We start from the raw sequence: 15,257 nt of genomic DNA, 5'->3' as shown, positions 1-15,257 counted from the left end.
AAAAAAAAGGGCTGAAGTAATATCAAACAACTATTTAACAGCTTTTAATTTTTGACGGGCTCATCATTCCGCAGTTGGGATCGGTGGATCTTTCCGTCAAAACTGGAAGCCATTCACTAACATATTCAAGAATGAATTATGTCTTTATTAAAATTCTTTATTGTCCTGTTTCTGCTCCCCATGTTTGGAGTTGAAGCTGCGACAACCCCATTATCTGATGCTATCAATCAACAAAACAACAGAATCATATCCGGATTAATCCTCTCGGCTGATGACCTTCAGCCGGTAGCGGGCGCTCATGTTCAAATAGAGAGTGAACAGCTTTCTGCAGTTTCTGATGAACATGGTCAATTTTCGTTAACCGTAAGCGAAAATCTTACTGAAGCAACCGTGCGGATCACTCATATCGGTTTTCGTCCGTTAACAAGATCACTCTCCCAAAGTGAACTCTACTCCGGAGATCCACTTCATTTTAAGCTCTCACCGGCCTCTGAAATGATGAGTCCGATCACCGTTCTCTCACACCGGGTGATGAACTCACCCTCAAACCGTATGGGAACAGATCAAGCAGCATCTTTACCCATCGATTCGGGACAGTTTCTACGAGATGCGGGCAACGCATCGGGAATCCGAAAAGGCGGTTTTGGTATCGATCCTGTTCTCCGAGGGTTGAGCGGGAGTCGACTGAATGTACGCTTGGACGGATTGACTGCAACGGCTGCGGCATGTCCAAACCGTATGGACCCGCCAACCTCTCACATTCGCCTGAGTGATATAGAGAGGGTTGAAATTCATCGCGGGCCACACGCCTTAAAGTATGGTCCTTCGTTTGGCGGAACCGTCAATTTTGTGAGTCACCCGACACCTGATTACATCGATTTTGGAATGAACGGAGACGTTAGAGCCGGGTTTGAAAGTAACACCAATCACAGAAAAACCGATGCCCGGCTTCAGGGTGGAACCGATATATGGAACTTTCTGCTGAGTGGTGGACTCTCCTCAACCGGTAACTACACCGGGGGTAACGGACAGGAAGTCGCCTCCGGGTTTGAATCGTATGATTACGGTATTGAAGGCGGGTTACGTATCGCACCTTCACATCGAATCACAGCAGGTTGGTCTCAATCCTTTATCAGAGACGCCGATTTCCCTGCTCTAATGATGGATATGGCTGTAGATGACACCTACAAGTTCAAAAGCGGGTACGAGTGGAAACCGGCTCAGAATGAGTCTGTCTCTTCGCTTGAACTAAACGGATACTGGAGTCTGGTGGATCATGAAATGAATAACCATGACCGCTCTTCTTTCGAGATGAGGGATGCTGTTGCTCTTGCCGAAACAGAAACATACGGTGTACACGGATCCTTCAAAGGTCTTTACGAGTCCGGTTCGTACACCATTGCGGGTGGGTTCGATCAGCTCGATGTGACCGGAACCCGCTATGTAGACATTAAAATGGGGCCACAGGCCGGAAGTAGCATGACCTATAACCTATGGCAGGATGCCGAGGTCTTTAACGCGGGTCTGTATGCAGGTATTGAACATTTTATCGACCAGTGGACGCTATCTGCCGGATCACGATTGGACCTGAACCGGGCGGACTCAAATGATCCTGCTCCACGTTTTGCAGGACTTGATAACCGTTCAGAACATCTCAATCTTAGTTTGAGCCTGGGGGTTACACGTCAAATCAGTTCATCGACCAGTATGGGACTCTATCTGGGCCGGGGTGTTCGCAGTCCTGACGTAACCGAGCGCTTCATCAACTACCTAACCATTGGCCGAGACAGTTATGAGTATGCCGGCAACCCGGATTTGGACCCCGAAGCCAACAATCAGGCCGACCTGGTCATCAAATCAAACCTGGGACGTTTTAACGTTGAATCGACACTGTTTGCATCCTATATGACAAACTACATATCTGCAGTCATCAACCCCGACCTGACTCCTGTAGGAATGGGCGCCCCTGGAGTTCGTGAGTTTGATAACCGGGGAGATGCTCTTTTTACAGGATTTGAACTGGGCTTTCAATATCAATTCTCTGAAAGCTGGTCAGCCGGTTTCAACAGCTCCTACACGTATGCCGAATACACAGATTCAGGTGAGGCTGTAGCGGAAATTCCACCACTTGAAACCACACTACAGTTAAATGGCTCTATGTTGTCAGGAAAGATATTCCCGGTACTGAACATTCGAAGAGTATTCCCGCAAACACGCTATAATGAAGAGTTTGGGGAAAACCGGTCACCGGGATTCTGGTTAACAGACATCACCTTTGCCTCTCCACTGATTAACGGAGTTACGCTCTCGGGCGGTGTTCGCAACCTGTTCGATGAAAATTACTACGAACACCTGAATCGTCAGTTTAACACCATGGAGAATCCATCCGGCGGCTACTTGCCGGAACCCGGACAACGGTTCTTTGCAGAGGTTAGCATTCGGTTCTAAGCTTTCGCATTATTATAAAATCAAAACCCCGCATCGAAACAGTTCGGTGCGGGGTTCCATTTTGTCACAAAATCTTTAAAAAAATACTTTCAATCAGCCTTCAAAAACTCCACATTTTCAGCCCGTCCGGTTGTCACTAAAAAGCCCGCGATTTCACCGTTCTCATCCCTAAAAAACTCAAAATCCCACGATCCTGCTTCCCAAACATCTCTTTCAACCTCGTTCATTCTACCATTTGGGCTCAGCCTTCTTTCTAAATGCAGATTACCATCTTCTACCTTCAACAGATACTCAGCAGGAAGCTCATCATTCACAAATCGACCTGTATATTCACTGAGGTAGTTTTCAAACTGTTCCTGAAGAATAAAATCTGCGATATCGCCATTCAGTGAGCCGGGGTCTGCATCACCGCGATTGCAAACCGTAACCATCGAATATCCCGCATCAGGATATCGGGAATAGTGTGTTTTGAATCCTTGAAAAGATCCGCCGTGATTAACATTTCTGACCCCTTTTCGATCCTCCATACGCAGCCCCCTTCGGTACGGAATCTCCTCACCACCGGCAAATGAAGGGGCCAATAAACTCTCCTTCAGTTGATTAGCTTCATCTTGTGAAATACCGCCTTCCCAGCTCAAACTTCCATTCCAAAACTGCTCCCACTTCTCCCAATCCTGAAGGGTAGTGTAGAGTCCGCCGCCACCTACACCCTGAAAATTACCGGGGTATGATCGCCGGATGTTTCCACCGGATACCTGGTAGCTGATCGCACGGTTTGGAATAATTAAAGTCCGGTCGTTGTGAAAATGAGAAGCATTCATGCCAAACGGTTCAAAGAACTCTTCATGTACAAATTCGGGAAAACTCAATCCGCTTATCTCCTCAACCAGATAAGCCAGCAGAGAGTACCCGCTATTGGTGTAGGAGTAGTCCGATCCCGGCTCAAACATTAACTCCTCCCCTTTTTTGATCACTTCAATGTAATCCTCAAGATCCATCACGTCGTTAATATCCATCCCGCCAATTCGCATCAAACCGTAAATATCAGGCAGACCAGAGGTGTGATTAAACAAGTGATGTACGCGAACTTCCGATGCCCATTCCGGCCACTCCTCAACATATTCGCCAACCGGAGCATGTTCGTCGAGCTCGCCGCGAATAATCAACAGCTGAGCCGCAGATGCGGTAACATGCTTCGATACAGACGCCATATAAAACCGGGTGGAATCACTGATTTCTATTCCGTAGTCGAGATTTGCAATACCATATCCTTTGTTAAAAATTGACTGACCGTCTTGAAATATGGAAACCGCACAGCCGGGAATTTCATCTCCGTCGTACTGCGAAAAAATTTCATCCACTCTATCATTCAGTCCATTAGAAACCGTTTGAGCGCAGAGAATATCCGTATGGATTGAAGCGAGCAGTACCGCTATCAGTGAGAGTTGTAAATATCGTTTCATAGGTTTGATCTGTCAGTTCTTTCGTTCAAAAGTTATGTTGGCCGTTCGACCGGAACTCAGTTTCATCGACTCGATTCCATTCCCGTTTCTGATAAATTTGACGGAAAATCCTCCGGCCCTGAATTCATCATTTCTGCTCCAGCTCAACTCCTCTTTTTGGCGTAACCCTCTCAGCAAATATAGTTTACCGTCCTCGCTTATCACATCAAATGAGGTGCGAAATGAGTCATTGTGGTACTCTCCAACATACTCGTTGAAAATTTCCGAATAAGCGTCTCGGAGATACACATCAGCCACTTCACGAGAGTGCGCTGCCGGGCTGATATTACTTCTGTTACAAAAAACGATAATCCCGAGCTCATAGTCAGGAAAGTGCATATAGTTGGTCCGGAATCCCATATAGTTCCCGCCATGCCCAAACGTGTCGATTTTCCGGTACTCACTTAACCGAATGCCGGCTGCATAATCCATCTCTGTACCATCATTAAATACTCCAACACTTAACATCTTTTCTCTGAAATTCTCCAGGTTCGACCGATTCTCCAAAAAATTGGCGTCCCATTTGGCAAAATCTTCAATCGTTGTAAAAAGACCGCGTGCACCTACCCGATCAAGGTTATCGCGGTAGAAACGACCGACTCCATTTCCTGTGGGCCGGTAGCTCTCTGCCCTGTTTTTTACAATCATTCCGGTATCATCATGGAAGTGGGTATCATCCATCCCAATCGGATCAAAAAAGTGCTCTTTGGTATATTCCCGGAGTGTTTTACCCGTCAAATTTTCAACCAGGACAGACATTAAAAAGTAGGTGCTGTTGCTGTAGTTGTACTTGGTGTTAGGCTCTGTGTTCAACCGGCTAATTCGGGTAAGCAACTCAAACGTCGCCTCCGGTGTTGTGGTATTATCCAGCCCCACATCATTGAGTGCCAGTAAACTGAACAGATCCCTCATTCCGGAGGTGTGATGAATCATTTGCCGGGAAGTAATGGGAATTTCATAATCCGGCAGTTCGGGTATATATGTCTGCAGGTTCTCATCCAGGTCAAGTAGTCCCTCCTGCTCCATCATCAACAGGGCTGCAGCTGCAAACTGTTTAGAGATGGAAGCAATCATAAATTTTGAGTCGGGCTGAATTGGAATTCCATAATCCATGTTGGCCATTCCATAACCTTTTGAATAGATCAGACTACCCTGATGTGTTACGCCCAATGCACATCCCGGTGTATCAATCGTATAGTCAGAAAAAATTGAATCCACTTCAGCCGTATCGACCCGGCTAAAATCAATAGGAACACTCTGTGCATTAAGGTTAACAGATAAGGAAGTAAAGAGTAGAGTTGCTAATAATACCTTGAGCAGACTGTTTATCATGTTTTATCTCTTCTTGGTTAGCAGGCCGACAATTACCACAAACACCACAGACCCGATGATTGACCATATAATCGGGAAGGAGCTGCCAGCAATATTAACATTAAAAAGTTCAGGCAATCCTATCTGTTCACTCATCCAGCTGCCAAGCAGTGCCCCGATAAATCCAACGACAATGGATACAACACACCCGCCACGCGAGTAGCCGGCAATGGCCTGTCCGATTGAACCGCAAACACCGGCAATTAATAGCAGCAGTAAAAATTCTAAAAATCCCATTGTTTTCTCCTTTATAATTGATGTTTACAATGAATTCTACCAAAAAGAGCAGGAGTTACTGCCCCATGACTACACCTTCACGGCGCGGATCTGCACCACCAAAATAACCATCTTCCGTTACCTGAATGGCCTGAATACCGCTTGTCAGCGACTGTTCCCTTACCTCATGCCCTCTGTCTATGAGCGCCTGAATAAACTCTTCGGAAAACCTCTCCTGTTCAAGAACAGACGCGCTGTTGTAGTTGGCAAAATTTGGGAGGTTAATTGCATCCTGTGCATTCAGATCCCACTCATACATGCCAAGGATCGTTTTGGCCACATAGTGGATGATTGCTGCTCCACCGGGTGAACCCACACTTGCCAGAATTTCCCCTGACTCTCTATCAAAAATAAGCGAGGGGCTCATACTTGAACGGGGACGCTTATTAGGCTCAACCCGGTTGGCCATTGGGTTTCCATCCTCATCCACCGGGCTTAAAGAGAAGTCGGTAAGTTCATTATTAAGAATAAAACCGCCCGGCAGGCCGGTTCCGCCGTCACTCATAATTCGACTGCCAAAACCGCTCTCAATGGTGGTCGTCATCGATACCATATTCCCTTCACGATCCACGATACTGATGTGACTTGTACCGCTCTCGGGCTGATACGGCTGAACTCCAAGCATTGCCTGCATTTCTCCGGGGTTCCCAGGCTCTGCCGTACCCATACTCTGTTCGCCAACCAGTTCCGCACGAGATGCTAAATAGTCCGAGTTTACAAGGCTATTCCAATCACCTGCGGGAGCTTCCACAAAATCCCAGTCGCCGATATATTTATTCCGATCGGCAAACGCCAGTTTTGCAGCTTCCAAGTAGTTGTGCATCCAAGCCGGCGTCATCAACCCGTTTGAAAAGTCAGATTCGGTGGGACCCAGATGCTCCAGGATACCCAAAATTTGCATGACAGCGAGATGGCCCGACGATGGCGGCGGAAATCCACATATGTTATAGTTTTTCCAGTCATTGCAGAGTGCTACGGTTTCAAAATCCATGGCTGGATAGTTCGCAATATCCTCTATTGTCATATTGCCCGGCCGCTCATGAGCCTGAATCCGATTTACGATATTTTCTGCAACAGCTCCTTCATAAAATGTCTGAATGCCTTCACTTGCTACATTTCTGAGAATTTCGGCCAATGCCGGGTTTTTCAGATTATATCCGATTTCCCGGGCATCCCCGTTTTCATCATAGTAGAACTGAGATGCGATATCATCTTCCCTGAATGATTGGTCCGATTCGAGAAGTTCGTGCAGCCGCGGACTCAATTTAAATCCATTTTCGGCCAATGTAATCGCCGGTTCAAATAGTTCACTCCACGGGAGAACTCCGTGCCGTTCATGGGCTTGTTTCAGCATGGCGATGGTTCCGGGAACACCCACAGATTTGCCGCTTCTAACGGCATCCCGGAACGGCATAGGATCGCCATTCTCATCTAAAAAATGGTTTTCATCTGCTGCAGAAGGCGCCGTTTCCCGGCCGTTATAAGCATGAACACTTTCACCATCCCAGTTCAGCAGAAATGCACCGCCTCCGATTCCACTGGATTGTGGCTCAACCAGGGTCAGTACCATCTGAACAGCAATAGCAGCATCCACCGCAGATCCACCCGCTTGAATAATCTGGTACCCGGCATCTGTTGCGAGCGGATTCGCAGCAGCTACGGCAAATTCATTCGTTGCCCAGCCCGGTTTATCCGTGTAGCCAGTGCTCATTTCAGGCTGTTCCGGAATTGAATAGGTTACCCTGCTCTCCTCGGCTGATTCACACCCGAGAAATATCAATAGAGACAATAAAACGAAAAAAATTGTGGCAGCGGCAGTGCGTAACGGATCGAGCATGTGGTGGTAGATTATAGGTTTTCAAATTGTAAGTAAGTGATTGCAGCCTCAAATATGACATTTCAAAACTCTATATACAAACCGTAAACCAAAACCGCTGTTCTTTTTTAAACGTTTTTACGGAAAGACTGCTCAGGACAGCAGTGACAATACGAATTGTGACACATATAAGGAATGTGCCACGAATCGATATTCATATTAAGGCCATACAGACCAGGGAATTCTGGAGAGCATCAGAATAAGACCAAGTCCGTAAAAAATAATGATCGTGCGAAATCTTCGGGCATCATCACCGGGCTTTTTCGCTTTAATATATCCAACCGATACCAGTACAATGGCTATAATCATGGTTAGCGGATGCTCCAAAATGTAGAGTCTGCTAAGAGATTCTGACATCGCTTCGCCGGAAAAATTAGAGAGCCCAACCGGTGAGAGCACATAGAGAACTAATCCGATCAGAAGTTGAAGGTGAGTGGCAATAAATCCGATGAGCGCAATTTTCCGGACCTTTTCAGTGAATGATTTCTTTCCGACAAATTGAATCGTTACATAGATAATCGAAAAAACAAGTGCAGCCAGCAATACATAGGCTAAATATGAGTGTAGATGTTTAAAACCTGTATACATTTGAAATGGGTTTGGGTTTGAGCTTTCGTGTAGTATAACCTGTTCATGTGGTCAACGTTCCACGATTTCTTGGAATTACAACAATCAGCGGAACGGCCGGGTGTATTTACTTTGGGAATATCACGTTAAAAGGTTCGATTTACAAACAAAATCGGTTCATACAATTCTGTTCGGATCGCTGTAATCCGGAATTTCCCCCCTGTACCTGAAAATTCGCTTAATCCATTTCACCAAAGTTTCAGACTGATTCCTGATATACCACTGATCAGCTGCACGGCGCGCGCCCAGTCCATAGCTTGGATAAGGATGAATCGTGTCGGCAAAATCCCGGAGCGACACACCATTTTTCATAGCCAGTGCATATTCTGAAATGATCTCGCCTGCATGAGCTCCAACCACAGATGCTCCCAAAATCTTACCGCTCCACTTCTTGGCATAAATTTTTATCAAACCGTTTGTATTACCGTCTGTGATTGCCCGGTCGATTTTGCTGAATGGAAACCGGTAGGTCTCAAAATCCACCCCCTGTCTCTTCAGATCTTCTTCTGAAGAGCCAATATGAGCCAGTTCGGGATCGGTGAAAGTAGCCCACGGAACATGCTTATGATCAATTTTCATGGGAACTTTTATAAGTGCATTGGTAACCGCAATTTTCGCCATATGCTCACTCATGTGCGTAAGTTGATAACGGCCGGTCACATCTCCCGCTGCATATATATGGCGCAAATTTGTTCGGCATCTGTCATTTACGTCAATCCCCTTCGCTGAATGGTTGATCCCGGCATTCTTCAAGTTTAGATCGGACACATTGGCTCTGCGGCCGGTTGCCATGAGGAGTGCCCGGCATTTTACTTCTCCGGCTACCCCTTTTTGCTCATAATGAACTGTAATTTCTGCCCCCTTCTGATCCACTTTTTGAATGGAACTGCCTAACACGAATTTCACCCCCTCTGCTTCCAAACTATCTCTCAATATCGCTGCAAGTTCAGGGTCATCTTTCAGCATGATCCGATCCTCTATATCCAGGACCGTAACCTCTCTCCCCAGCCTCACAAAACTCTGCGCCATTTCACAGCCAATAGGCCCGGCACCGATAATCGCTACTGAGTCAGGAATATCATTGATTTCAAACAGGGAGTCGTTGGTCAGATAATCAACATCATTCAATCCCGAAATATCCGGTACAAAAGCGGATGAACCGCTGCAGATAAAAAAATACTTTGATGTAACTTCTCGTACAGTTCCGTTCTCAAGTTGAATTTCTACGATGTGCTGATTTTTAAAACTCGCTGCCCCGAAGACGACCTCAATTCCCATCTCTTCATAAATCTCCGGGCGATCGGCATCCTCATACACCTCAGTACGAACATCATCCACATGTTTTAAAAGTGTTTCCAGATTGATATCCTCTATAGAAATATCTACACCAAACCGGCTGCTCTTCTTAGCTTGATGGACTATAGAAGCCGCTTTGATCAATGTTTTACTGGGAATACATCCTGTCCAGGTACAGTCGCCGCCAAGCCGATCTTTTTCAATCATCATGGTTTTGGCTCCAAAGTTTGCGGCAATTCCGGATGCGGTCAGCCCTGCCGCTCCTCCCCCAATAATCACTGCATCAAAATCATATTTCATCATCAACCCTGTTTAATTTTCCTTTTACTTTTTTCAATGTTGACCATCCGCCATAAAAAAGCATCCCAATCACAAGTAGGTACACCCACCACGGCACATTTTCACCGGCTATCATAAGATAGAGATAGGCTGAAACAAAAAAGAATGACGCGCTCAGAGCCGGAATCACTAAGTTTTTATCCTGCCGAAAGTTTTTCACAATCCAGGCAACAGAAAGTGTAAAAAAAGGAATGGCTCCAACATAAATTGCCCCAAAAATAATGGGATTCACCCCATAGGCATCACCCAGGATGAGAAACCAAATCTTCACTTCATTCAAATATTCCATACGGCTTACTCTATCTGCTAAATATTATCGGGCCCTTAAAAGCTATTCAAATAATTGCTTTTTATACACGTTTACATGTTGAAACAACAAATCTAAAATTTCATTTGATCGATTCATCTTTTAGAGTGTATATTCGAATACACACTTAACTACCACACACGATTGGATAAACAAAGAGTTCTCATATCGCTATTTTTTGGACTGATCCTTCTGATTGGAACGGGACTGTCGTCTTCTCATTTCCATATCGACAACTACTCTGATTCCGAAACAGTTCATCAACTCGTCGAAGACGATTTTCAGTGTGTTATCTGTGGATCCGTGTTTAAATTCAGTCCGCAAACCGGTATTGAGTCAGAAGTTATTGTTTCATCCACACCGGTTAGATTCGTTCATAACAGTATTTCTTACACTTCAGTCACCTACCCTTCTTACGACGGCAGAGCTCCACCCGTTACCTTCTAATCGAGCATTACCGCTTTAACCATTTCTATAAACCTTTTCCTGCCTATGCGGGAAAAATCTATCTCAATCCCAAAACAGATAAATCATACTACTATGATTCGATCATACTTAATCCCCTTAACATTAGTAATTTCATTAATTTTTACTGCTGTATCTTGTGATTCAGACGATCATGACGATCACGGAGAAGTACCCGTTGGTTTTGTTCTTACAGCAAATGGTAATATGGTAGCCATGCAGGATAGCGGAACCCTTACTTACACAGCAGGCAGCACCATTCCTGTTCCACTGGGATCTGAAAACGTTGTCAGTATTGAGTTTATCGCTGATGATGGTGACCGATTCACTCCCGAAGGCAGCGAGTATAGCCTGGAGTACTCACTATCGGCAGATAACGTAATTTCTGTTGTACATCCGTTAAACGGTGATGAATGGAGTTTTCAGGTAACCGGTGAAAGTGAAGGTGAAGTAGAGGTAACTATTGATCTTATGCATGAAGGCCATTCAGATTTTGAATCACTGCCAATTTCGGTAACTGTGGTTGAAAATCAAGAATCATAATTCAACAGCATCAGCAATTCCTATTAATTTAATCGCATGAGAAATCTGTTAACTGCAGTTCTTCTCTCACTTTTTATGGCAATGAATGCAACCGGCCATCCCAAATCCACAGGGTCGGTTGCAGGATTTGTTATAGATTCAGAAACAGAAGAGCCGGTACCCTTTGCCTATCTCCACCTCGAAGAGATTAACCGAACCGGAACTACCGATCGGCACGGCTATTTCAAAATTCACAATGTTCCGGAAGGAGAATACAGCCTGTATGTACACCGAATCGGCTACTCAAGTAAAACTCAACGAATTGAAATTACTCATGGTGAAGAGACCAACATCACCATTGAACTGAACCCTACGGTTCTCTCCGGTCAAAGTCTTGAAGTAGTAGCTGAAGCCGGGGATATGAGAGGTTCAAATCTGGAGCATGCCTCCCTGAAAGTCACCGGAGCACAGCTGCGCGAAAGCCTTGGCACCACCCTATCCGAGACCCTTTCAAATCAGCCTGGTTTTGACCAGCGCACGATGGGCGCCGCACCGGCACGTCCTGTTATAAGAGGGCTTGGGGATGAACGTGTACTCATCCTGCAGGATGGCGAACGAACCGGAGATGTTTCCGGGGCTTCCCCCGATCACTCTGTAACTGTAGACCCAATGGGCGCCGACGAGATTGAAATTGCCCGCGGTCCCGCAGCACTTGCCTACGGATCAAACGCCATCGGCGGAGTGATAAATGTTGTCCGCAATCAGATCGCAAACAATAAACCATCCTCCATCAATGGCATGGCAACACTGCAGGGCGCAACCGTTAACAGCGGCCTTTCGGCAGCCGGAAGAGTAGCCGTACCCAAAAATGATTTTGTTATTAATGTAGATGTAAGCGGTCGATACGGAGCTAACTATCGATCGCCACTTGGCACCATCGAGAACTCAAATTATCTCACAACCAACAATGCAGTTGGAGTGAGCTACATCCGCCCCTGGGGATATAGCGGTATCGCTGCCTCAACGTTTATCTCCGGTTACGGTATTCCGCCCGACCCGGAAGGCGGCCACCCAAATGGTGTTGAAGTAGAGATGGAGAAGTATCAGGTTGAATCAAGAAGTGAATTTTTAATTGAAGATCACTTCTTCAAAATGGTTGAGAGCGGACTCTCCTATCGCTACTACCACCACAAAGAGTTTGAGTCAGACGAAACCGTTGGCACAGAGTACACAACCAATACGTCGAATGTTAATCTGAAAGCAACACACAGGAATTTTTCGGTTTTTAATGACGGTGTGATTGGAATCTGGGGTGAGTACCAGGATTACCAGGTACTGGATCGGTTCAATATTTTTGCAAACAGTTTTAGCGGTTCAGCCTACACCATACAGGAGGCAGATTTTGGGCCACTCCACCTGGAACTCGGTACCCGTTTTGATGCCGTAATTGCCAAGCCTGACCGTGAAAATCCGGATTCTAGAATCGGGCATATCCGTCAGCGGGAATTTTATTCATTGGCATCCTCTGCTTCAGTTATCTATAATCTCGGCGCCGGATTCTCTGTGGGATCCACGCTTCTGCACTCCTTCCGTGCTCCATCCATTGAAGAGTTATATTCTCAGGGCCCCCATTTGGCAGCCTACTCTTTTGAGATTGGAAATCCCGATTTAGACCCTGAACGCGGGCTTGCCAAGGAGCTATTTGTTCGATACCGCCGATCTAATGCAACATTTGAGTTAACAGCCTACCACAACGGTTTTCAGAACTACATCTACCCGAGAGATACCGGCCGGCAAAATATCTTCTTCCCTCGCCTCAACGACTATCAATATGAATCGGTGAGTGCTGAAATTTACGGACTGGAAGCTCAAACCGAATTTCAACTCACTTCAAATATTACATTCAACGGTTCAGCAAGTATGACGATTGGCCGACGCGATGTTTCTGAGGAGGAGCAAGAGAGCGGCAATTTTGAATCTGATACAACTCCCCTCCCGATGATCCCTCCGTTCTCCTTCAAAACAGGGTTAAACTACTCAAAAGATGCGCTCAGACTGGGTATGAACGTAAGGCACTCTTTTAAACAAGATCGCCTTGCTGAGTTCGAGACGGTAACGGATGCCTACACTCTGGTTGGAGCCACGGCCGAATACCGCCTGACATCCAGCAGCGGACTTCTGCACACAATTTCACTTCAGGGAAATAATCTGTTTGATACCACCTACAGAAATCACCTTTCACGACTTAAAGAGGTTTTTCCTGAACCGGGCCACAATGTGTCACTGCTATACAGACTCTATTTCTGATATAGAAAGAATAAATATCAAATTTAACTACAAACACACTGAATGTAATATTGATACTGTTCGATTATGATTACCAATAATTAGGACGTTAAAACAGCGGTAATACTTGCAGCAGGAAAAGGTAACAGGCTGTACCCCTATACAAAGGCGAAACCTAAATGCCTGGTAGAGATCAACGGAAAACCACTGCTTCGGGGCCTTTGAAAAACCCTGATTTAGTGATGTTTTAATGGTTATCTCATTTCGTGTTTTTGTATCTTGTAAGGGTATAAATACCAACGATATAATACCAGATTATGATCCAAAAAGACAATCAACGCACCCTGGCCGACCAGCTCTTCCATCCCGAAAAACAGAATACCAAAACAGCCGCTTTCCTGACCAGGATGGAATCGGTGATTGACTGGGGGCCTCTGGTGAAGATTATTGCCGGACTGGATCAAACTGGAACCAAAAAGGGCGGGCGGCCTCGCCATCATCCTATGCTGATGGTCAAATCGCTGTTTCTGCAACATTTTTATGGATTGAGTGCCCCACAGCTTGAAGAGCAGCTCAACGACCGCCTGAGCTTTCAGCACTTTGTTGGGCTCTCCCTTGGCAACAAAGCTCCGGACTTCACCAGCTTCTGGAAGTTCAAGGATGAGCTGGCCAAAGCCGGGCTGACCGATCGGTTGTTCGAAGAAGTAAACCGCCAGCTCAGCGGCAAAGGCTTTTTTGTGCGAAAGGGCAGCATCATCGATGCCACTATGGTGGAATCGACCAATCGAACCATCAAAAAGAAAAAGCAACAATCGCAGTCGGTTCAACAAAATCCGCAGTACGACAGCGATGCCCGCTCGACCAAAAAAGGCAATCGGTACTATTTTGGCTACAAAGGCCATATCGGGATGGATGCGGAAAGCAAGCTGATCAACAAACGGATTTTTAGCCCGGCCAATCACCACGACAGCCGGTATACCGAGCAGCTGGCAGATTTGAAAGCGAAGGCGCTGTTCGGGGATAAAGGCTACGCCGATGATCGCATTAAGAAGATGGCACGGGAGTTTGGGTGGTTTTATGGAATTCAGGATAAGGCGTATCGCAACAACCCGTTGAGCGGATCTCAGAAGAAACGCAATCGTAAATTTTCTCGTGTTCGTGCTGCCGTGGAACATCCCTTTGCCTGGATGAAGACGCAGTCAAAGGCGTTGAAAGCCAGTGCCCGCAGCCAGATCAAGAACGCCCTGATCTTCGACTTTAGCTGTATGTGCTGGAACCTGAAGCAGGCCGGGGTGCTGCTTGCCAGGGACCCTTGATGGGTGAGGTATGTCCGGGAGTGGCGAAAACGCCACAAATCGGACAAAATCGCCCCTTACATGGGGCTTGCAAAGCTCATTTTGAGTACGATGAGTACGATATGGATCAAAATTTTCGATATGTTCAGAAAAAAGCTTCAAAATATTAACACGAACAAAAACGGGTAGTTTTTAGTAGTCCCCGCTTCGTCATATGATTAAATGTCTTGAGGAGCACAAATTTGAAAATCTGATTTTGGTTACGGGGTATCTTTCGAATCAGATAGACAGCTTTATTCAATCAAATGATATCGATTTGAATATCCGGAGAGTTCATAACCCCGACTACTCTTCTACTAACAACATTTACTCTCTTTGGAAGGCATCTCCTTATATCAAAGATTCGTTTGTTTTAATTGGATGTGACTTAATATTAGAGCGCAGTGTCATAAAAAGCTTTAAATCTCCCAACAGAATTGCTCTTGACAAATTTAACCCTGATATACATAACGGTACAACCGCATCCGTTTGTAATGAAGGTTTTTTAGAGTATTTACATTTTAACAAACGGAAATGTGAAAAGACATCTACCTACGTACAAAACTGTAAATATCACATCATTTTGCTACCAAAATTGGCTTAAAATT

At 45.7% G+C, this 15,257-nt stretch carries 12 protein-coding genes and 1 pseudogene; 6 read left to right on the top strand and 7 right to left on the bottom strand.

The window, feature by feature from the left end; all coding sequences use genetic code 11:
• Positions 1-138: 138 nt before the first annotated feature.
• Complete coding sequence (locus BG260_RS08540) at positions 139-2,448, top strand: TonB-dependent receptor (RefSeq protein ID WP_083750201.1); 2,310 nt, start codon at positions 139-141, stop codon at positions 2,446-2,448.
• 89 nt (positions 2,449-2,537) lie between these two features.
• Here the strand turns inward: BG260_RS08540 and BG260_RS08535 are convergent, their stop codons facing one another.
• The 7 genes from BG260_RS08535 to BG260_RS08505 form a co-directional block, all read right to left on the bottom strand.
• Positions 2,538-3,911 carry a serine hydrolase gene (locus tag BG260_RS08535; protein WP_069131686.1) on the bottom strand — a complete coding sequence of 458 codons (1,374 nt, stop codon included), beginning with the start codon at positions 3,909-3,911 and terminating at the stop codon, positions 2,538-2,540.
• Between the two features lie 12 nt (positions 3,912-3,923).
• Positions 3,924-5,282 carry a serine hydrolase domain-containing protein gene (locus BG260_RS08530; protein WP_069131684.1) on the bottom strand — a complete coding sequence of 453 codons (1,359 nt, stop codon included), beginning with the start codon at positions 5,280-5,282 and terminating at the stop codon, positions 3,924-3,926.
• A gap of 3 nt (positions 5,283-5,285) precedes the next feature.
• Entirely contained in the window at positions 5,286-5,558 is a 273-nt protein-coding gene (locus tag BG260_RS08525; protein ID WP_069131682.1) for a GlsB/YeaQ/YmgE family stress response membrane protein, read from the bottom strand.
• A gap of 55 nt (positions 5,559-5,613) precedes the next feature.
• A complete protein-coding gene (ggt, locus tag BG260_RS08520; protein WP_069131681.1) occupies positions 5,614-7,434 on the bottom strand; it encodes a gamma-glutamyltransferase in 1,821 nt (606 codons plus the stop codon).
• A gap of 198 nt (positions 7,435-7,632) precedes the next feature.
• On the bottom strand, positions 7,633-8,061 hold the full coding sequence (locus BG260_RS08515) for a hypothetical protein (RefSeq protein ID WP_069131679.1): 429 nt from the start codon (positions 8,059-8,061) through the stop codon (positions 7,633-7,635).
• 156 nt (positions 8,062-8,217) lie between these two features.
• Positions 8,218-9,699 (bottom strand): dihydrolipoyl dehydrogenase family protein, encoded by a 1,482-nt coding sequence (locus BG260_RS08510; protein WP_083750200.1) that lies wholly within the window; start codon positions 9,697-9,699, stop codon positions 8,218-8,220.
• A complete protein-coding gene (locus tag BG260_RS08505; RefSeq protein ID WP_069131677.1) occupies positions 9,686-10,024 on the bottom strand; it encodes a hypothetical protein in 339 nt (112 codons plus the stop codon). Before BG260_RS08505 ends, BG260_RS08510 begins: the two co-directional genes overlap by 14 nt.
• A 162-nt stretch (positions 10,025-10,186) precedes the next feature.
• Between BG260_RS08505 and BG260_RS14035 the strand changes: the two genes are divergently transcribed.
• The 5 genes and pseudogenes from BG260_RS14035 (at position 10,187) to BG260_RS08490 (ending at position 14,631) form a co-directional block, all read left to right on the top strand.
• Positions 10,187-10,489 (top strand): hypothetical protein, encoded by a 303-nt coding sequence (locus tag BG260_RS14035; protein WP_141691553.1) that lies wholly within the window; start codon positions 10,187-10,189, stop codon positions 10,487-10,489.
• Between the two features lie 93 nt (positions 10,490-10,582).
• Positions 10,583-11,050 carry a hypothetical protein gene (locus BG260_RS08500; protein WP_141691552.1) on the top strand — a complete coding sequence of 156 codons (468 nt, stop codon included), beginning with the start codon at positions 10,583-10,585 and terminating at the stop codon, positions 11,048-11,050.
• 36 nt (positions 11,051-11,086) lie between these two features.
• Positions 11,087-13,336 carry a TonB-dependent receptor gene (locus BG260_RS08495; protein WP_069131674.1) on the top strand — a complete coding sequence of 750 codons (2,250 nt, stop codon included), beginning with the start codon at positions 11,087-11,089 and terminating at the stop codon, positions 13,334-13,336.
• Between the two features lie 102 nt (positions 13,337-13,438).
• A pseudogene (locus BG260_RS14540) lies at positions 13,439-13,528 on the top strand (sugar phosphate nucleotidyltransferase); the annotation flags it as partial.
• A 104-nt stretch (positions 13,529-13,632) separates the two neighbouring features.
• Positions 13,633-14,631: an IS5 family transposase gene (locus BG260_RS08490; protein WP_069131672.1), complete on the top strand. Its 999-nt coding sequence runs from the start codon at positions 13,633-13,635 to the stop codon at positions 14,629-14,631.
• Positions 14,632-15,257 lie beyond the last annotated feature (626 nt).

The organism is Rhodohalobacter halophilus, assembly GCF_001715195.1.
In the GTDB taxonomy this organism is placed as follows: domain Bacteria; phylum Bacteroidota; class Rhodothermia; order Balneolales; family Balneolaceae; genus Rhodohalobacter; species Rhodohalobacter halophilus.
The sequence above is the reverse complement of the archived record's forward strand: the minus strand, read 5'-3'. Positions and strand labels throughout refer to the sequence as shown.